The organism is Citrobacter sedlakii NBRC 105722 (assembly GCF_000759835.1).
In the GTDB taxonomy this organism is placed as follows: Bacteria; Pseudomonadota; Gammaproteobacteria; order Enterobacterales; family Enterobacteriaceae; genus Citrobacter_A; species Citrobacter_A sedlakii.
Genome location: NZ_BBNB01000008.1, coordinates 83014 through 101109 on the forward strand (window position 1 = coordinate 83014; position 18096 = coordinate 101109).

Consider the following 18096-nt stretch of genomic DNA (forward strand, 5'->3'; position numbering starts at 1 on the left):
TGGCGTTCTCCTTAATCCTTAAGATGTTGTCGGTTGCAGAACGATGACGTTCCGCGCCCCCTGAGCTGCGCGGTGCGCCCGAGAAGCGGCGGGTGGTCGCGGGTTAACGTGGTGTCCAGCGTCAGCGCGCCGCGCATCATCAGTTCCAGCGACACGCCTGCGCCAAACCAGATTTGCCCCAACTGGCAGAGGGCCTGAAACCCCTCGCCGCCGGGCAAAAATGCCCGCCACTGCGTGGCGTCAGCAATATCCAGATATACCCGCAGCGCCGCATGCTGGTTCCAGGCACGTCTGCCCGCCACGCTGTCGCGGCCCAGGCGGCTGCCGGTGCGCCCCTGCGACGCGGGCGGCAGCGTCTGCCAGCGTCCGATAAACGCTTCTGTGCGCAGCGTGACGTTAAGCATCGCCGCCGCAAGGGCGATAAAGCCCTCCGTCGATCGCCTGCGGTTCGCCAGCAGCCCGCTCTGCGCCAGCAGGCGGGGCGACCCGCGCCCCTGCATGGTCGTCGAGTCAAAGCCACACAGCGCGCGCATGATGGCGAAGCCCGGCGCATGCTCCCGCGCGGCATAGGGCGTCGCCAGCCGCCAGAGGCTCAGGCTGCGGCAGTGATGTTCCATCAGCCGCCGCTGAAACAGGTTGAGAAAATCCTGCGGCGCGGCGTTTTTGTCCTGGGTCGCCTGTTGCAGCCACTCCAGCCAGCCGTAGGGCAGCACGCCGTCGGCGCCGCCCGGTCCGAGGCTGCATACCCGCAGGCGGCCATCGCGCTGCACGCCGATCTCCGCAGGCGCAAAGGCCAGCCTATAGTCGCCGCACAGCTTGGGGATCTCTCCGCGCAGTTCAGCCAGCCTGACGTACTGCTCGAGCGAAAAACGCCACGGCTCGCGCCGCAGTCGCTCAGCTATACTGTCAGCGCCGTTTCTCCGGTATCGCGCCATAGCGGCAGCGCCTCCCCTTCATCCTGTAAGACACACTGTACAAAGCAGTTCGCCGTCGCGTTCTGCGCCAGATAGCGGGCGATAATCGCGGCAAACAACAGGCGACTGCTGGCGGTAAAGGCCTGTGGATCAAGCGTCAGCGTCACCCGAATACCGTTGCGCCAGCCGCGCCAGGCCTCGCCGCCGCGATGTTCGCTTACCCGCTCGCAGCGCAGGGCGCTGATGCCGTTAATCTGTTGCCAGAAGGCAGGCGACGCGCCGGACGGAGCATAGAGCGCCAGCATCTCCTTCAGCGACGCCCGTGCCATTTCGCCTTCGGTGAGCGACAGGTGGTTGAGCGCCAGCGAAGAGACCAGCCGCCAGCGCGCGTCGCCCTGCGCAGCGGGGGCGGAAGGCGTTGTCGGCGTACCCAGCAGACGCACCTGCGCCACCGGGCCGGGCTGTTCGAAAGTGAGCGACGTGCCAGCCGCCAGCGTCAGGGGCGTCTCGCCGTTGCTGCACCATAGCCTGGCCGTCAGGCTGGCCTCTTCCGGCGGTTCCGCCGGGTCGAAGCGGCTGTCCACCAGGGTGAGCCACAGCGTATTGCCCTGCGCGCGATGGCGCCGCGCATGCCAGAACCAGCGGGCGTCGCTATGCCCCTGCGCTGAATAATAAGGCGGCACGCGCCACGCCGCGTCGCGGCTGCTCATCCACAGATCCTGGATACGATAGATCTGCATGGCGCTGTCGTTGTGATCCGCCACCAGCCGCTGTTCGCTGCGGGTATGTTCGGCGATCAGCGGTTCTGAGGTACGGGTAAATAAGTTGACCAGCGGCGCACAGCCGGTACGAATATCGCCCAGTTGCAAAGGCAGCGCCGTTTGCGGGGCGCGGTCAAAGGGGATCCACAGGGTCATCGCGTCGTCATCCGGCCCCGGCGGCAACGGCAAATCGAAATACATCAGCGCCTGCGGACAGTGCATCCACGCGCTCAGCGCCAGCCCGCTGGCGGGGGCGGCGGCATCAAACGGCAAAATGCGCGCCGCGTTCTGCACGCCCACCGGCTGCGGGCGCCGCGGCCCGATAACGTGAGCGTAGAACAAATCAAAAAGCACAGCGTTAACCTGCGGCGAAGCGCAAAGATGTACGCGCAGCGAGGTCATCGCCAGCTGCAAAAAGCGGTGCGGCGCCAGGCAGCGCAGGCGAATGCGCAACGCGCCGCGCGCGTGGGGCTGCCCGCAGTAATGCTGCGCGGTCGCGGCATCGCACCATTCAAGCGAGTCAATCGCCACCGGCCACAGGGTCTGCTCCAGGGCGGTGCGCCACCAGACCGTTTTCCCCTCCGCGGTCAGCGCATAGAGCGGCGTTCCGGCGGACAGGACATAGCCGCGCGTCAGGTCGCCCGCCAGCGGATCGGGGGTAAAACAGGCGGTCGCGGTCGAGGGAAAAGGACGCATCAGGTGCGGAGAAAGCTGCTCCAGCAGCGACTCGCTCAGCTCGCCAAAGCCGTCGTCCAGCCGCTGGTGCAAGCGGGCGCTTTGTAGCGCGAAGCCCTCCAGCAACCGCTCAACGTGAGGGTCCGGGCAGTCAAACTCGCTTAAACGCAGGCGGGCCGCCACCTGCGGATGGCGACGGGCAAACTCGCCGCTGGCCGCACGCAGCCACCGCAGTTCTTGCAGGTAAACATCAAGCAACCGATCGTCCATTGATCTTCCCTTGTATCGCCTATTGCCAGTTGCCGTTGCGCCAGCACAACTCCAGTAGCAGCGGCGCGTCGTCGTTCCATAGCTGCGCGTCGATATGCAGCGCCAGCGTCTGCTGGCGCGCATCCTTCACGCTCACCGTCAGCGCCACGATCCGCGGCTCAAGGCGCAAAATCGCGCTGCGCAGCTGGCGACAGAACTGGCTGAGCGCCCGTTCGTCGTCCGCATTCAGTCCGTGCCATTCGGGCATGCCCCATACAAGCAGCGGCGGCAGCTCTTCGGTCTCCTGCGGGGCGCGGGCGTTGAACAGGCGGATCAGTTCGCGGCGCACCGACTCACGCGGCGGGACATTCTCCTCTCCCAGCCTGTCGAGCAGCGCAACCGGAACGGACGACGACATCATCATTTATCTTTCTGGTTCATCGCCATATCCCAGACGGAGGAGGAGTTCCCCTCTTTCTGCCCTGCCGATTTCTGGGCGGTGATTTCCCATTTAATTTTCGTGAAGTTCAGTGACATGGTCTCCACCGGCTTGCCGCCGGATCCGCCGCTGACGCTCAGGTGCGAAATAATGACGTTGCTTAAGGTGTAGACAATAAACGGCAGCATATTGCCGTTGTCGTTACGGCACAGCGTCAGCAACGCCGTGGGAATGACCTTCCCGCTGCAGCAGTATTCGTTAAGCACCGGGGTGGCGAGGTCGACAAACTTGGTCAGCGAGAATTCGCCGACGTGAGCGCGCCCGGAAGTGCGCTCGGTATTGCTGACGTCGTTGGTGACCTGCATCGCCACGTTATGGCTGTAGGACATGATCTCGATCTGCTTCTCAAACCCTTTCACCTGACTTTCGCCGGTAATGTTGTCCAGCTTTAAAAAAATCGCATCCATGGTTTATCTCCTTAACGATCAGGCCGCGGCCGGCGGCGGCAGTTCCGCCACCAGGCGAATCGAGGTAGTCAGCTCTTCGAGCTGGAAGTGCGGGCGCAGAAACACTACGGCGCGATAAACCCCCGGCTTGCCGGGCACTTCGCTGACGTCGATGCGCGCCTCGCGCAGCGGATAACGCGCCTTGATCTCCTGCGGGGCGGTGTCGCGCAGCAGCACATAGTCGGCAATCCAGTTGTTGAGATAGCTTTCCACCTCGTCGCGGCTCATAAAGCTGCCGATCTTGTCGCGCATGATCACCTTCAGATAGTGAGCAAAGCGGGAGGCGGCGAGGATATAGGGCAGCATCGCCGAAATGCGCGCGTTGGCGTTGGCTTCCGGGGTGTTGTAGATCTTCGCCTGGTTGGTGGTCTGCCCGCCAAAGAAGGCGGCGGTATCGGTATTCTTTTTGTGGCACAGGGCGATAAAGCCGAGATCGTTAAGCTCCTTCTCACGGCGATCGGTAATGGCGATTTCCGTCGGGCAGCGCAGGCTGATGTCGCCGGAAGGGGTGGAGAACGTGTGCGCCGGAAGATGTTCTACCAGTCCGCCGCCTTCCGCGCCGCGGATCGCCGCGCACCAGCCGTAGAGCGCGAACGCCTCGGTGATCCGGTTAGCCAGCACCCAGGCGGCGTTGCCCCACAGGTATTTGCTGGCGTCCAGCCCGTCAACGTCCTCAACAAAGTTAACCCCTTCCACTGGCACGGTGTCCGGCCCATACGGCAGACGCTGCAACACGTGCGGCAACACCAGCGACACATAGCGGGAATCTTCGCTTTCGCGGAAGGAGCGCCATTTGATCAGCTCGCTGCTCTCGAAGATCTTCGCCAGATCGCGCGGCACGCTCAGCTCGGCGAACGATCCCATGTCGAACAAACGCGGGCTGGCGGCGGCGATAAACGGCGCGTGAGCGGCAGCGGCCACCTGCGAAATCTTCTCCAGCAGCGCCACGTCCTGCGGGTGGCGGCCAAATTCAAAGTCGCCAACCAGCACGCTGTAGGGGTTGCCGCCGAAAGTGCCGTACTCCTCTTCATACAGCTTCCTGAACAAGGTGCTCTGGTCGAATTCAACCGCTTTTTCCAGATCGTCCTGTAGCGCTTTACGCGAGACGTTCAACAGGCGCAGTTTCAGGCGAGAACTGGTTTCGGTATTCATCACAAACTGATGCAGGCCGCGCCAACTGGCTTCCAGCTTCTGCATATCGGGGTGGTGCAGGACTTCGTTAAGCTGAGCGCTGATCAGTTCGTCAATTTGCGCAATGCGATAGTTGATCATGGCGATGGTGTCGCTTTCCACGACCATGCCTTCGTCAAGAATTTGCGTCGCCAACTCTTCCAGCATGTCGCGCGCGTAGGTCTGCTGTAGCTCGTCGCGCGCCATGCGGCCTTCCTGAATGATACGATCCAGTACGCTTAGCGTGACCGTCTGCCCGCCGGTTTCAACCTGTTCCTGAACATTATCCATTGTCCGTCTCCTTTTCGGTTACGCGTTATCCACCGGAGTGTCTTCCGTTGCCGGGCGCAGCGCCTGTAGCTCGGCGTTGTCGGTGATCACCTTCTGCAACAACATGTCCAGATCGTCATTGCCGTCCAGCTTGGTCAGCAGATCGCGCAGACGCTGGCGGGCAAGAAGCAGGCGCTGGAGGGGCTTAATCTGGTTGATAATGTTGAGGGGCGTGAAGTCTTCGAAGGTTTTGAAATTCAGCTCGACGTTGAATTTGCTGCCATCGTTCGCCAGACGGTTATTCACCTGCATCGCCAACCGGGGAGAGATGGACGCGAGCACGTCATCAAAGTTATCCCGGTCGATTTCAACGAACCGACGCTCGCGGAGTTTTTCCGGCGGAGAAATGGGCTGGCCGGATAAATCAGCCAGAATACCCACAACCAGAGGCAATTCTTTTTTCTCGATGGCACCACCGGTTTCAACATCATAAGTAATTTGAACGCGCGGCGGCCTTATTCTGTTGAGTTTATGCTGAATGCTTTCTGCCATGATCAATCCTTTTTTATGCAAAAATATTCCTGATGTCAAAGATATGACACCTTTTAATTCGCGAGCACGACTCCTGAATAACGCTTTCTGTTATAAAAAACACAACAACAAATAAATTTCAACCTAATTCTTACTTATTCATCATGACATTCCCATTTGATTAAAATCAATCAACAAAAAATTAATATATAAAAATCAATAAATTACAAAGAAACAAAAATCAAAAAAATATTTTGGGATGAAAACATTCGCTCTTTGAATATGTTAAATTTAACATTTATCTTTTGTATGCCGTGCCAAATAATGATTTAAATCAAAAAACCTTTTCCCTGCATTAACTATTTTCTTAGCGGGGATATAAAAGGATTTTATATGACTTCCAGCCTGTGCCGTTCGCTGTACATTATTTTATTCAGTTTATTCTGCATGCAAATTTGCGCCTGTTCATTGTGGCAATCCCAAGTGCAATTAAATGCAGTCACCATTGATACGGCGCCCGATGCCAATGATAACGCGCCTGTCGCCGTGGATATTGTCGCTATTGCCGACGCCTCGCTGGTTCCCACCATTCAGGCGCTTTCGGCGGCACAATGGTTTAACGCCAGATCGCAGTTGCTGCGCGACGCCCCCGGCGGACTCCGCGTCTGGTCTCTGGAACTGGTGCCCGGTTCGCGCTTTGTCGCCGAAGATAACCCGCTTCGCGGCGCGCCGGCGGAAGCGCTGGTGCTGTTCGCCCGCTACCGCAGTGAAGGCGATCACCGGTTACGGCTGGACAAACGGGATTCTCTGCATTTGCTGTTGATGACGGATGAGGCGGTTATCGCGTCTGCTCAAGGAAAGTAATATGAACGCAATTCCCGAAATGGTTTGCTGGTATGAAGGGATGGCGATGCTGCCCCAGCATTTTCAGTTACAGTCGCTGCGTAACGACGCCCTCGCTGCCGCCCTCGCCCACTGCGCCAACCCCTGTTTCTGGGGCGTCATCCGGATGGAAGTGGATGACGCGGCGCTGTGCGCAGGAACGCTGCGACTGCTGCGCCTGGAAGCGATCATGCCCGACGGTCTGCCGGTGGACTACGATATCAGCCGCGATCCGCCGCTGGAATTTGACTGCGCCGCCCTGCTGCCAGCCTCTCCCGACAGCGCGCACGCGCTTTGGCTGGCCGTTGCTCCGGCAAACCGCGCGGGGATCTGGCAACTCATGAATACCCGCTATCGCTCCATTAACAGCGCGCCGCTGCCCGATCTCGCCAGCGGCGAGTTTCCCGAAAGCATTCCGCTCTGGCAGCCCGCGCCGCGGCTAATCAGCCAGCACGAACGTACCGACTCCGTCTGTCTGCCGCTGCTTCAGGTTGTTTATACCGAAGGCGGCTTCCGGCAAAACGACTGGTTCGCGCCCACGCCGGCGCTGAGCGAAAGCAGCTACCTGATTCGCCATACCCGTCACCTCTGTCTACAGGCGCGGGAAAAAATCCTTTTTCTTAGCCGGGAGATGCAGTTAGCGCAGCAGAATCAGCAGACCACCGACTGGCTCAGGCTGGCCCTGTCGCTGCAAAGCCTGCAGGGAGCATTGCCGCTGCTGGAGTGCCTGTTGAACAGCGGCAAGCCGCACCCGCTCGACCTCTGGCGCGCGCTCTGTCTGTTTACCGGCCAGACGGCAATCCTCAGCGACGAGAAAACCCTGCCGCTGCTGCCCAGGTTTGACTATCAAGACATGCTGCCCGGCTTCGCCACACTCTTTACCCAACTGAACACTCAGCTTGCCCGTATCCGCCGTCGCCTGCTGCGGCTGCACTTCAGCCACCAGGAGAACCACTTCGCGTTGATGTTGCCGACGGGGATTAACGCCGGGGAACGGATAACCCTCGGCGTGCTGATGCCGCACAGCAGCACGCTGTCGGCGGAGTCCTGGCTCCGGCAAAGCCTGATTGCCAGCCAGCCGTTTCTGGCGATCCTGCGACGCCAGCGGATGCACGGCATGGGCATTACGCCACTGGCGGCAGAGAAGCGCGGAGAATGGGAAACCGACCCCGCCCTCGCCCTGTTCTCGCTGACCCTCACCACGCAGTGGTTTGAAAAAGAGACGCCGCTGGTTATCGCGCCGCTACATGAAACCGACGTCATACCGGAACGGATTGTGCTTTACCGCCAGGAGGATCACGACGATGCCGATCGCGCCTGATATGCCCGCCTGTCGCCTGTTTGACGACGTATTTTCCCGCTGGCTGGCACAGTTTGAACACTGGAAAAGCACCACGCTTCCCCCGCCAGAACTGCACCGCGAGGCGTTTGACTACAGTTGCCAGACGGTGGCGGAATATGGCCGACGTTTGAACCTTGAGCTGGGCGCACCGTTCCATGCGCATATCGATGCCGCGGTTTATGCCCTGGTGGCGCTGATTGATGAAACCGTACTCTACAGCGACTGGCCCGCGCTGAGCTTCTGGCAGACATGCCCGCTGGAATATCACCTGTGGCAGAGCCACAGCGCGGGCGATCGTTTTCCTCTGCGTGTGCAAACTCTGCTTGAAGCGCGCAACCCAGCCGAGCGCGATCTGGCCGCCCTCTACCTGCGCTGCCTGACGCTCGGCTTTGGCGTCAGACGCAGCGATTTTGATGCTCAGGCGCATCAGGAGACCTGCCGGCTACTCTGGCGCTTCGCCTTCCAACAGGACGCGGCGGCTGACGGGATCGCAGCACGGCTTGACGCCAACTCACTGGGTTCGCCGCTACAGCTCCCGCTCCGCCGACGCTTACCCGACAACTCGCGCCTGCACCTGATTGGCATCATCGTCCTGCTGGCGCTATTGCTGTTAAGCCAGCGGCTTTGGCTGAGCATTGAAGACGCCATTGGCGCCACTACGCTGCCGACCTTTTCGATCGGCCAGATCTGCGGAGGGGATAAACCATGACGCAGCCCTGGCTGACGCTGGTGATTATCGTACTGGTTTTACTGGCGCTGACCTGCTGGGTCGTCTGGTGGCAATGGGACTACCGTAATAACGCCTTTAACCGCGCGCAGAAGGAGATACAGCGAGCCTGTGGCGGGCAGGATCGCTATGACAGTACGCGTATTTTGATGCTGGGCGACGAAGAAATGAATCGCCTGCTCTGTCGCAGTTGGTCACTCACCGACGGGCTGGAGCACTGGTTTGGACAGTGGTGGTTTAATCCGCAGTGCAGCCTGCTCTGTGTGCCCCAGGCCCTGCAAAACCCCGGCAAGAAACATCTTATCCGCCAGAACGAATGGCAAAAAACCCTTGCAGCGTTGGTAAGAAGCCGCCCCCAGCGCCCGCTCGATGCGCTGATCGTCACTCTGCCGCTGGAATCGCTGATCGGCGGCGATAACACCCGCGTTCAGTTGCTCAATAACTGCCAACAGATCCAACAGGTGTGCGGGCTAAGCCTGCCGATTTATCTGCTGATCGGCGGTCTTGAGAGCCTGGACGGCATGCAGGCGCTGCTGGAAATGCTGCCGGAGCAGGCGCGACGCAGTGCTATTGGCAGCCCCATTCCGGTGGCCCGGGAGGCTGTCTGGAAGCCGCAGTGGATCGACGATGCGCTGGACAACACCCGTCACGCCCTGCGTCAGGTAATTTGCGAACTCGGCGCCCTGAATGGGCAGACTCCCCCGTCGTTGTTTCGCCTGCCGGCGTCTTTTCTGCCCCTCGCCACGCCGCTGCATGATTATTTTGATTCGCTACTCAGCAACAATGCCCGTGACGAGCCGCCGTTGCTGCGCGGCATCTGGTTCGTTGCCCGCAGCATAACGGACGATAAGCCGCAGATGCAGTTTTGCCAGAACCTGCTGGACGGGAAAATCGCCGCCGAACGCGGACTGGCGATGCCGGTTCGCCGACTGCTGCGTCTGAACCTGCGACGGCAGTTTGTTACCCTCACCTGCTACAGTTGCCTGTGCGTGCTGTGGCTGGCCGTGATGACCTGGCGCTGGCAGTATCAGCACACCAACGCCCTGCTGCTGCAGGATCGCCTGCAACTGCTCGCCAGCCAGACCGCAGAACCCGGCGCGCCCGGCGAGCGTACAGCCGCTTTTTACTGGCGCATTCTCAATGCCATTCCGCAGTGGCAGTTCAGCTCCGTTGTCTGGCCGGGTTCGCTGTTCAGCCGTACGGACGGCAAGCTGCGCGAGACCCTGCATAGCGCCACTCTGACCAGCCTGCTGCTGCCCGCCGCTAACGGCGTCTGTCAGCAAAACCTGAACGTCCTGCGCAACGAAGAGGACGCGCGGGAAGATCTGCTGCCGGACGAACGCTACCGGCAGATTGAGACGCTGCTGGGAGAAACAAAGCAGATGGAGACCCGCTATCTGCCGCTACTTCAGCTATTGCAGGTAAAACAGCCGACAGTCACGACGCTGGCGAACGTCTCGTCCTCCATCTGGGGGGTCACCGTTGACGTTGATTCTTTGCCCGCGCAAGACAGCCTGAATGCGTTGTTCGCCACTCTCAACATCGCCCGTCTGCATCTGCCGGACGCCAGCGAACTGACCCGGCGAAACAGCGAGCTGTTTTCTCGTGAAACGATGCGCTGGCTGGAACAGAACTACGGGGACACCAGTCTCGATGACAGCGAAGAACGGCTGGAGAAACTCCTGGCGCTGTTCAGTAACGATACGCGGATCACGCCACTGTTTGTCCGCTCGCTGGTGCGCCAGATTGGTCGTCTACAGGCAACGCTGGCGACCATCAACAACCTGAGTCGCGACGCGGCGCACTCCCCTGTCCGGCTTCCCCTTGATGAGCTACTGACCCAGGCGCGCGGTCTGCGGCTTATCGACAATCGCGTCATTCCGCAATTGCTACGCCATGAAGCGCTGCTACGCCAGCGCTTCATGGCGCAAGTGGATGATTCGCGGCTGCATTTCTCTTCGTTAACCGAACAGTCACCAGATGGCAATTTCAGCGTTTCGCCGGATATTCTCGCCCTGCAAAAAAGTCTGCGCGATCTGCTCAACCACCCTTTCTGGCAGCGTGGCGTGGACCTGACGCCGATAGCCAGCACGGGCTATCCTGGCGTACTTCAGTTGCAGCAGGCACAGCAGTTGTTCAGCGGTTACCAGCGCTATGTCCAGCAATTGCCTGACAGTCTGTGGCGGCCAAAGCTGGTCGCGCTGGCGCAGAACGCGGTGGAGAACGCCATGAACCTGGCGCTGTATGCGGACGCGCCAGATTCGGCGCAAGGAAGCGCTGTCAGCATTGCCGATGCGGACCGGGTAATCGACGCCTTTAGTCAACTCGCCCGACCACAGCTCGCCGCCCGGCTGCGCCAGCAAATCGCAGCGCAGGTCATGGCGAGGGTGAGCCAGCAGGGCGGCGCGCTGCTGCCAAACATGGCGCCTCCCGCGATCGCCTACGCCACGCCGGAGCAGGCGCAGGCCAGTGGCGAACGGATCGCCGCCTGGTCGACGGCCCAGGCGGAACAGATCTCCGCCACGCTCACCCGCTATCAACAGGACGTCACCTGGCTTGACGGACAACGCCCATGGCTGTCTGCGGCGGAGAATCAGCAAATCGTCCGCTGGGTTAATTCCCTGAACGCCATGCAGCGTCTGCTACAGCAGGACCCGACCAGTCCCCCGGCGCAAATGACCACCCTCGCAACCGCGCTGCCGACCCTGACCGCGCAAAACTGCCAGAGCGAACTGGCGCAGTTCACCGCCTCCGGCGGCAATGATTTTTACAGCCAGTCGCTGACAGCGCTGGTCGGCGCCGCGCAGCAAAACTGCCGTCAGTTGCGCCAGCAGGCCAGCGTCAGCACGACGCAGAAGATCTTCAACCTGTATAACGTCTGGCTGGCGGGGCATTTCCCGTTTACCGCCGTGCCGCACGCGCCGGACGCAGATGTCGATCGGGTCCGCGAACTTACCGTACTGCTTGATACGCTGCCGCCGGAATCTCTGACCGGACAGCCGCCGCTGATCCAACAACTGGCAGCGGCAAAACCGCTGCTGGCGGCTCTCGTCTCACCGAAGGGCGTTGCGGTACGCGTCCTCTGGCGCACTTCGCGCAATAACGAGTCCGGCGCAGATCAAATAGCCGACTGGCGGCTGAGCGGAAATCAACAGACTCTCAGCTACCCCGGCGGCGCAGAGGTGGATCTGCACTGGCGCAGCGGCGACGCTCTGAGCGTAAGCCTGCGCTGGGCGAAAAACTCCGCATGGCGGCCATTGCCGGGCGCATCACAGCCAGGCATAACCGTTGTCGGCGATACGGGGCGCTGGCGCTGGCAAGGCGCGTGGTCGCTGTTGCGAATGATTGCACAACAGCGCGTCGGCGGCGCACTGGCCCAGCCGCTGCCGCTGCGCTTCACCCTTCCCGTGGGCGACGGTCAACTGCGCGCAACGACCACCGTGTATTTACAGGTGGCGTTACTGGATGCGGAAGGTAAAGCGCCGTTGCCCTGGGTAAGGCTCACCGAACAAGGATTATCAGGAGAGGATTAATGGAGCATATTGAAGCACTGCTGGCCCCTGTCCGCGCCGACTGCCCCTGCGGCGAGTCGATACGCTACTCGCCAGAGTTTGACCAACTGGTCGCCGCACGCCAGCAGGATGACGAGACGCTGCCTACCGGCGTCTGGCAAAGCACGCCCCGGCGCGCTGACTGGGAAGCGGTCGCCCGCATTGCCAGCGAACTGACCGTCACGGGCAGTAAAGATCTGGTGATCATGGGCTGGCTCGGCGAGGCGTGGCTGCGTCTGCGCGGGCTGCTCGCCCTGCCCGATGCGCTGGCGCTGCCCGTACTGGCGCTGGAGCGTTATCCGACAGAGTTGCATCCACAAATTAAAGCGGGTGATTACGACTATCGCGCCGCGCCGCTTAGCTGGCTGGCGCAGCGCTACGCGCTGCTGGTGGCTGACGCGCCGCTGTTTTTATCCGAGGATGAGAGCGTGTCGTTGACGGGGTGGCAGCAGGGCAACGTTGCCAGATTTCTCTCCCCCGAGAAGCAGGCGCCGATTGTGCAGGCGCTGGCGACAAGCCTGGAATGGCTGCAACGCCTGAATGCCGTCTGCCAGCACTGGCCAGAGGCTTCTGCCCCCTCATTTACCCACCTGGAGCAAAAGATTAAAACCTGTCAACAGGCACTGGGCAGCGCACTGCCTGAACAGATACTGCCAGCCGCGCAACCAGCCGCACCGATACCTGTCCATGGAGCGGCTTTCGGCAGCCGCGAAGAAGCCTATCAGATGCTCAGGCAGATCGCGGATTATTTGCAGGGCACCGAGCCGCACAGCCCGGTGCCCTACCTGTTGCAGCGCGCCTGTGTGTGGGGAAATACGCCGCTACCGGAGTTGCTTAATGAACTGATCAGCGGCGATGAGGCCGCCCGCCGACTGTGGCGGCAACTGGGAGTCTTACCATGAGTTGTCCAGGAGTATGTAATGGCGCGACGCTGCAATGCTCGTTTGGCCTCGCGCCTTCCCCGCTGTGCGTAGTGCCCATCAGCCGTACTCTGGTAAACAGCGTGCCGATGGCGAATATCATGGACAACAAATCGTTCGTGAACATTTTGCCGTTCGGGATGTGCAGCAGTATGGCTAACCCGACCGTGGCCGCCGCGACCGCCGCGGCACTCGGGGTGCTGACGCCGATGCCCTGCATTCCCGTGACCATAGCTCCCTGGATGCCCGGTTCGCCGACAATACTGGTGGGCGGCATGCCCGCCCTGACCGCGCAGTCGAAGCTGATGTGCAACTGGGGCGGCGTGATTCAGATTGTGTTTCCGGGACAGGTGACGACCATCGTGACGTAATTCTCCTGTTCACCTGGCGGGATAATCGCGATTAATCCACGCGTGATCGTCTTCCCAGGTGAACATCCATTTGCGCACCGGCCCGGCCATCACGTTGAGGTAATAGCTGTCATACCCGGCCATCGTCGCCACCGGATGGTAGCCCTTCGGCACCATGACCACGTCGCGGTTGTAGACCGCCATGCACTCATCCAGCGTTCTGTCGTCGGTGTAAACCCGCTGCATGCAGAACCCCTGCTCCGGGTTGAGGCGATGGTAGTAGGTCTCCTCCAGGTAGGTCTCCTGCGGCGGGTTATCCGTATCGTGCTTATGGCTCGGGTACGAGCTGGTGCAGCCCTCACTGGTCCAGACTTCCACCACCAGCAGGCTGTCGGCGGGCTTGTCTTCCGGCAGAATGTTGTGCACGTAGCGCTGATTGTGCCCCTTGCCGCGCGCCTCACCGTCGATATCCTGCGGGGCAATCAGCCGCGTCGGATAAGAGCCTTTGCCGGGAGCGGCGCAGACCGCCAGTTCGAGCTTCGTCAGCGCCTTCACCTGCACCGCCTCCTGCGGGGTGACGTAAACCGCCCACGGCTTGATGCGCTCGAACGGGCTCATCCGCTCGCCAATATCGTTAAACCGTGCGGATGGCGTGCTGATGGAGGCGCGCCCGGCGACCAGCACCAGACAGCGCTCTTCGCTGACCGCGGGCAGCGTCAGCTCCTGCCCCTCCTGGAGTTCATAGGCCTCAAAGCCAACATATCCCCACCCCGCGCTTTGCGGCGTCACGGACTGGGTGCGCCCCTCAGCGTTCGGCTGTTGCCAGCGTGATAACAGACGTGACATGACACCTCCTCAGAAAAGCCCAGCGTCGCGCGCCAGGCGGCTCAGGTTGTTATAGCCCAGACGGGCGTAGGTCAGCGGGTGAGCAATCGCCGGATCCTGCTCAGCTTCCACCACCAGCCAGCCGTGATAGTCCTGCGCTTTCAGCAGTTGCATGATTGGCGGGTAATCCACGCAGCCGTCGCCCGGCACGGTAAATACGCCGCTCAGCACCGCGTCGAGGAAGCTGGTTTTGCGGTTTTTGACGTCCGCCAGCACGTCGGCGCGCACGTCTTTGCAGTGGACGTGGTTGATGCGCGTCGCCCAGCGCTGCGCCACCGCCAGCGGATCGGCCCCGGCAAAGGTCAGATGCCCGGTATCCAGCAGCAGTCCCACCTCTTCGCCGGTATGGGTCATCAGGTTGTCCACGTCGTCGGCAGACTCAATCACCGTGCCCATATGGTGATGGTAGGCAATCTGCACCCCCTGCCGCTGCGTATAGCGCGCAAACTCGGTGAGCTTCTCGCCGTACTCCTTCCAGCGATCCTGCGGGAAGCGCGGGCGCAGGTGCACCGGCGTCTGCTGCTCGCCGTGAATGCAGCCGCTCACCTCCGCAAAGACCAGCACCTTCGCCCCCAGCTCGCGCAGCAGCGTCAGGTGCGGCTGCACGGCGGCAATCTCCTCCTCCACGCTGCGCTCCAGCAGGCGGCCGGAGTACCAGCCGGAAACCAGCTGCAGATCGTGGCGCTGCAGAATGGGGCCAAGCAGGCGCGCTTCGCGCGGGAACTTATTGCCCAGCTCGAAGCCGGCAAAACCGGCCTCTTTGCCTTCGCTCAGGCAGGTCTCCAGCGGCGTCTCCGCGCCGAGCGAAGGCAGATCGTCGTTCGTCCACGTCAGCGGGTTGATGCCCAGTTGTACACTCATTGTCGTCTCCATTATGCGTGCCCGCGCTCGCGCCACCAGGCGATAAGCTGCAGGTAGTTGTCCCGGATGCGCGCCACCAGCTGCGCATCGTCGATATCGTGCTTCAGCCATGCGCGGGAAGCGTCGCCGAACAGTGTGCGCCCCACGGCAAACCCCTTCACCAGATCGTGCCCCGCCGCGGCGTTAAACCCGGCGCGTAGCTGTTCGGCCGGCGCGTCCAGCCCGAGGATCACCACTCCGCGGCAGTGCGGATCCCGGCGTTCGATAATTTCGCCGAGCGCCGCCCAGCCGTCGGCTGAGAGCGGCGGCAGCTTCCACCAGTCCGGGTAAATGCCGAGGTTGTAGAAGCGGGAGATGGCGCGCAGGTAGAGCTCGTCGCTGCGCGGCATGGTCGCGGGCAGGATCACCTCCAGCAGCAGCTCATGCCCGGACCGGCAGCAGGCGCGGTAGACTTCGGCAATTTTCTGCTCCTGCTCCAGGCGCAGGCCGTGAGCATCTTCCGGATGGAAAAAGACCAGGCACTTCACCACGTGCTCCTGCGGCCAGCTGATGAGCTGGGTGCCGATATTGCCGTGCTCCATTTCCAGCGGACGCGAGCCCGGCAGCTCAATGGGCCGCCCGATCCACCACCCTTCACCGGTTATGGCGTTCAGCGCGTCCTGGCCAAAGGTGCCGTCGCACAGCAGACCGGCTTTGCCCTCCAGCCCGGCGCGGCTCGCCGCTTCGCGGCTGGCCTGCAGGATCAGCTGCTTCAGGGCCGGAATGCGCCCGAGCGACGCGCCGCACTGTATAGCCATATCCTCAAGCTGGCTGCGGTGATCGAAGGCCATCACGCACAGCTCCGGCCATTCCCGGCGGCGGGTGGTGACGCGATGAAGATGGTTCAGGCGCGGATCGAGATCCGGACGCGGCACATTCGCGGCGCGGGAGAGATAATCGTCCAGCTCGATTTTGCTCGGCATCGCCGGGGCGCAGCCGTGGCGCGAGACCACCAGCGCGCCGCAGGCGTTGGCGTAGCGGCACGCCTGCTCCCAGCCCTCGTCGTTCAGGTAGCCGCGCAGCAGGCCGGACATAAACGCGTCCCCCGCGCCGAGAACGTTCAGCACCTCCACGCGCACGCCGGTCACCGTCAGGCCGTCGTCCAGCCGTGGCGGAATGGCGTCGGTATAGACCGAACAGCCGAGCGCGCCGCGCTTGCAGACCAGCGTGGCCTGACTCACGTCGCGCACCCTTTCCAGCGCCTGTAAGGTATCCGTGCTGCCGCCCGCAATGTGGAACTCTTCTTCGGTGCCGACAATGACGTCGAAGAGGTGCAGCACCTCCTGCAGTTCGCGGGTGACCTTATCGGCAGCGATAAAGCGCGTTTCGCCGTCGCCCAGGGCGGTCAGCCCCCACAGCACCGGGCGGTAATCGATGTCCAGCACCGTGCGCACGCCGTGACGGCGGGCATAGCCCAGCGCCGTCAGCACCGCCTCGCGGGTCTGAGGGTGAGAAAGGTGAGTCCCGGTGATGGCAAGACACCGTGCGGAAGCGATGTAGCTTTCGTCCACATCGCTGGCGGTAATCGCCATATCCGCGCAGTTATCGCGGTAAAAAATCAGAGGAAAGGTGTCCCGGTCTTTAATGCCGAGCAGCACCAGCGCCGTGAGACGTTCTTTATCGGTGATCAGATGGCTGGTGTCGCAGCCCACCTGGCTTAACTCTTCCCGCAGGAAGCGGCCCATATGTTCATCGCCCACGCGCGCCAGCATCGACGAGCGCAGGCCCTGGCGCGCGGTGCCGTACGCCACGTTGCCGGACGATCCGCCGAGATATTTGGCGAAGCTCGACGCATCCTCCAGACGGGCGCCAATCTGCTGGCTGTAGAGGTCTACCGCCACGCGGCCCATGCATATCACATCAAACTGCTTTTCCACGTTGATACCTCATCAGACAATGTCGTTCACGTTCAGCCAGCGGCCCTGCTGGTGCGAGAGTGCGATGGCGTCCAGCACGCGCGACACCTTCCAGCCCTCTTCGAAGTCCGGCCACATCGGGGCGTCGGCGGCAATGCCGTCCACCAGGTCGCGCACCTCCACCGTTTTTTGATCGTTAAAGCCGATCCCGTGGCCCGCGCCCATGCAGAACGCGGCGTACTCCGGGTGTGCCGGGCCGACCAGCAACGTGCGGAACCCCTGGCGGTTGACCGGATCGTCATGCAGATAGAGCTTCAGCTCGGCCATGCGCTCCTGGGTAAAGCTGATGGCGCCTTTCGTCCCGGTGATGACGTACGACAACCCCATCTTGCGGCCACAGGCGACGCGGGAGGTTTCAATCACACCCTGCGCCCCGCCCGCGAAACGTACCATCGCGTGGGCCTGGTCCTCGTTTTCGACGGCAATCATGTCCGACGACCCGGCCTTCGCCGGACGTTCCGGGACCACAATCTTCAGGTCGCCGCAAACCTGCTCAATCTCCCCCACCAGGTACTGCGCCATATTGACGATATGCGCCGCCAGATCGCCCAGCGCCCCCAGCCCGGCAGTCTCTTTGAAGCAGTGCCAGTGAATGGGCGAAAGCGGGTCAGCCATATAGTCTTCGTTGTGGGTGCCGTAGAAGTGGATCACCTCGCCTATTTCGCCGCGGGCGATAATCTCTTTCGCCAGCTGCGCCGTCGGGTTTTTCATGTAGTTGAACCCCACCAGGGTTTTCACCCCTGCCCGCTTCGCGGCCTCGACCATCTCACGCGCGTCGTGGGCGTTCAGCGCCAGCGGTTTTTCCGAGTAAACGTGCTTGCCGTGGCGGATCGCCTCCAGCGCCATCTCTTTATGCAGATGGTTGGGCGAGCAAATATCCACCACGTCAATAGCCGGGTCGGCCACCAGCGCCCGCCAGTCTCCCGTTGAACGGTTGAAGCCAAACGCCCGGGCGCGCTCTGCCGCCAGCGTCGGGTTTACCTCGGCCACCATCTCGCGCACCAGCCTGCCGCGCAGGTTGAACACCGTCGGGGCCTGGGCATAGGCGATGGCGTGCGCCTTGCCGATATACCCGGTGCCGATTAATCCAATACGTACCTCTTTCATC

The 18096-nt window shown here is 61.7% G+C and carries 16 protein-coding genes; 6 read left to right on the plus strand and 10 right to left on the minus strand.

Going from position 1 to position 18096, the window contains the following annotated elements; translation table 11 throughout:
• Positions 1–11: 11 nt before the first annotated feature.
• From CSE01S_RS11590 to tssB, 6 genes are read right to left on the minus strand one after another with little or no spacing between them, the layout of a single operon-like run.
• A complete protein-coding gene (locus tag CSE01S_RS11590) occupies positions 12–935 on the minus strand; it encodes a type VI secretion system baseplate subunit TssG (RefSeq protein WP_148365406.1) in 924 nt (307 codons plus the stop codon).
• Entirely contained in the window at positions 899–2620 is a 1722-nt protein-coding gene (gene tssF / locus CSE01S_RS11595; protein ID WP_042288393.1) for a type VI secretion system baseplate subunit TssF, read from the minus strand. Before tssF ends, CSE01S_RS11590 begins: the two co-directional genes overlap by 37 nt.
• A gap of 19 nt (positions 2621–2639) precedes the next feature.
• Positions 2640–3020, minus strand: a complete 381-nt coding sequence (gene tssE / locus CSE01S_RS11600; RefSeq protein ID WP_042289038.1) for a type VI secretion system baseplate subunit TssE — start codon at positions 3018–3020, stop codon at positions 2640–2642.
• On the minus strand, positions 3020–3505 hold the full coding sequence (locus CSE01S_RS11605) for an Hcp family type VI secretion system effector (RefSeq protein WP_042288398.1): 486 nt from the start codon (positions 3503–3505) through the stop codon (positions 3020–3022). The genes tssE and CSE01S_RS11605 overlap by 1 nt, the downstream gene beginning before the upstream one ends.
• An 18-nt stretch (positions 3506–3523) precedes the next feature.
• On the minus strand, positions 3524–5005 hold the full coding sequence (gene tssC, locus CSE01S_RS11610; protein ID WP_042288401.1) for a type VI secretion system contractile sheath large subunit: 1482 nt from the start codon (positions 5003–5005) through the stop codon (positions 3524–3526).
• Positions 5006–5023: 18 nt separating this feature from the next.
• Entirely contained in the window at positions 5024–5536 is a 513-nt protein-coding gene (tssB, locus tag CSE01S_RS11615) for a type VI secretion system contractile sheath small subunit (RefSeq protein WP_042289041.1), read from the minus strand.
• 462 nt (positions 5537–5998) lie between these two features.
• Between tssB and CSE01S_RS11620 the strand changes: the two genes are divergently transcribed.
• From CSE01S_RS11620 to CSE01S_RS11645, 6 genes are read left to right on the plus strand one after another with little or no spacing between them, the layout of a single operon-like run.
• Positions 5999–6379, plus strand: a complete 381-nt coding sequence (locus tag CSE01S_RS11620; RefSeq protein WP_229264093.1) for a T6SS protein Cts2N — start codon at positions 5999–6001, stop codon at positions 6377–6379.
• Position 6380: 1 nt separating this feature from the next.
• Entirely contained in the window at positions 6381–7718 is a 1338-nt protein-coding gene (tssK, locus tag CSE01S_RS11625) for a type VI secretion system baseplate subunit TssK (protein ID WP_042288406.1), read from the plus strand.
• A complete protein-coding gene (locus CSE01S_RS11630; protein ID WP_042288408.1) occupies positions 7702–8448 on the plus strand; it encodes a DotU family type IV/VI secretion system protein in 747 nt (248 codons plus the stop codon). The genes tssK and CSE01S_RS11630 overlap by 17 nt, the downstream gene beginning before the upstream one ends.
• On the plus strand, positions 8445–11999 hold the full coding sequence (locus tag CSE01S_RS11635; protein WP_042288412.1) for a type VI secretion system protein: 3555 nt from the start codon (positions 8445–8447) through the stop codon (positions 11997–11999). Before CSE01S_RS11630 ends, CSE01S_RS11635 begins: the two co-directional genes overlap by 4 nt.
• Positions 11999–12919 (plus strand): type VI secretion system ImpA family N-terminal domain-containing protein, encoded by a 921-nt coding sequence (locus tag CSE01S_RS11640; RefSeq protein ID WP_042288414.1) that lies wholly within the window; start codon positions 11999–12001, stop codon positions 12917–12919. Before CSE01S_RS11635 ends, CSE01S_RS11640 begins: the two co-directional genes overlap by 1 nt.
• The gene (locus CSE01S_RS11645; protein ID WP_042288418.1) at positions 12916–13308 is read left to right on the plus strand and encodes a DUF4280 domain-containing protein; all 393 of its coding nucleotides are present in this window, start codon (positions 12916–12918) and stop codon (positions 13306–13308) included. Before CSE01S_RS11640 ends, CSE01S_RS11645 begins: the two co-directional genes overlap by 4 nt.
• A 9-nt stretch (positions 13309–13317) precedes the next feature.
• On the opposite strand, the gene iolB is transcribed toward CSE01S_RS11645, so the two are convergent.
• From iolB to CSE01S_RS11665, 4 genes are read right to left on the minus strand one after another with little or no spacing between them, the layout of a single operon-like run.
• Complete coding sequence (iolB, locus tag CSE01S_RS11650; protein WP_042288421.1) at positions 13318–14133, minus strand: 5-deoxy-glucuronate isomerase; 816 nt, start codon at positions 14131–14133, stop codon at positions 13318–13320.
• A gap of 9 nt (positions 14134–14142) precedes the next feature.
• On the minus strand, positions 14143–15033 hold the full coding sequence (gene iolE / locus CSE01S_RS11655) for a myo-inosose-2 dehydratase (protein ID WP_042288424.1): 891 nt from the start codon (positions 15031–15033) through the stop codon (positions 14143–14145).
• Positions 15034–15044: 11 nt separating this feature from the next.
• Positions 15045–16949, minus strand: a complete 1905-nt coding sequence (locus tag CSE01S_RS11660; RefSeq protein ID WP_042288428.1) for a bifunctional 5-dehydro-2-deoxygluconokinase/5-dehydro-2-deoxyphosphogluconate aldolase — start codon at positions 16947–16949, stop codon at positions 15045–15047.
• Between the two features lie 12 nt (positions 16950–16961).
• Positions 16962–18095 (minus strand): Gfo/Idh/MocA family protein, encoded by a 1134-nt coding sequence (locus CSE01S_RS11665; protein WP_042288431.1) that lies wholly within the window; start codon positions 18093–18095, stop codon positions 16962–16964.
• Position 18096: the final 1 nt, after the last annotated feature.

Coding starts and splice junctions, on each gene's coding strand:
- CSE01S_RS11590 (WP_148365406.1), bottom strand. CDS start 935: ATGGCGCGATACCGGAGAAACGGCGCTGACAGTATAGCTGAGCGACTG.
- tssF (WP_042288393.1), bottom strand. CDS start 2,620: ATGGACGATCGGTTGCTTGATGTTTACCTGCAAGAACTGCGGTGGCTG.
- tssE (WP_042289038.1), bottom strand. CDS start 3,020: ATGATGTCGTCGTCCGTTCCGGTTGCGCTGCTCGACAGGCTGGGAGAG.
- CSE01S_RS11605 (WP_042288398.1), bottom strand. CDS start 3,505: ATGGATGCGATTTTTTTAAAGCTGGACAACATTACCGGCGAAAGTCAG.
- tssC (WP_042288401.1), bottom strand. CDS start 5,005: ATGGATAATGTTCAGGAACAGGTTGAAACCGGCGGGCAGACGGTCACG.
- tssB (WP_042289041.1), bottom strand. CDS start 5,536: ATGGCAGAAAGCATTCAGCATAAACTCAACAGAATAAGGCCGCCGCGC.
- tssK (WP_042288406.1), top strand. CDS start 6,381: ATGAACGCAATTCCCGAAATGGTTTGCTGGTATGAAGGGATGGCGATG.
- CSE01S_RS11630 (WP_042288408.1), top strand. CDS start 7,702: ATGCCGATCGCGCCTGATATGCCCGCCTGTCGCCTGTTTGACGACGTA.
- CSE01S_RS11635 (WP_042288412.1), top strand. CDS start 8,445: ATGACGCAGCCCTGGCTGACGCTGGTGATTATCGTACTGGTTTTACTG.
- CSE01S_RS11640 (WP_042288414.1), top strand. CDS start 11,999: ATGGAGCATATTGAAGCACTGCTGGCCCCTGTCCGCGCCGACTGCCCC.
- CSE01S_RS11645 (WP_042288418.1), top strand. CDS start 12,916: ATGAGTTGTCCAGGAGTATGTAATGGCGCGACGCTGCAATGCTCGTTT.
- iolB (WP_042288421.1), bottom strand. CDS start 14,133: ATGTCACGTCTGTTATCACGCTGGCAACAGCCGAACGCTGAGGGGCGC.
- iolE (WP_042288424.1), bottom strand. CDS start 15,033: ATGAGTGTACAACTGGGCATCAACCCGCTGACGTGGACGAACGACGAT.
- CSE01S_RS11665 (WP_042288431.1), bottom strand. CDS start 18,095: ATGAAAGAGGTACGTATTGGATTAATCGGCACCGGGTATATCGGCAAG.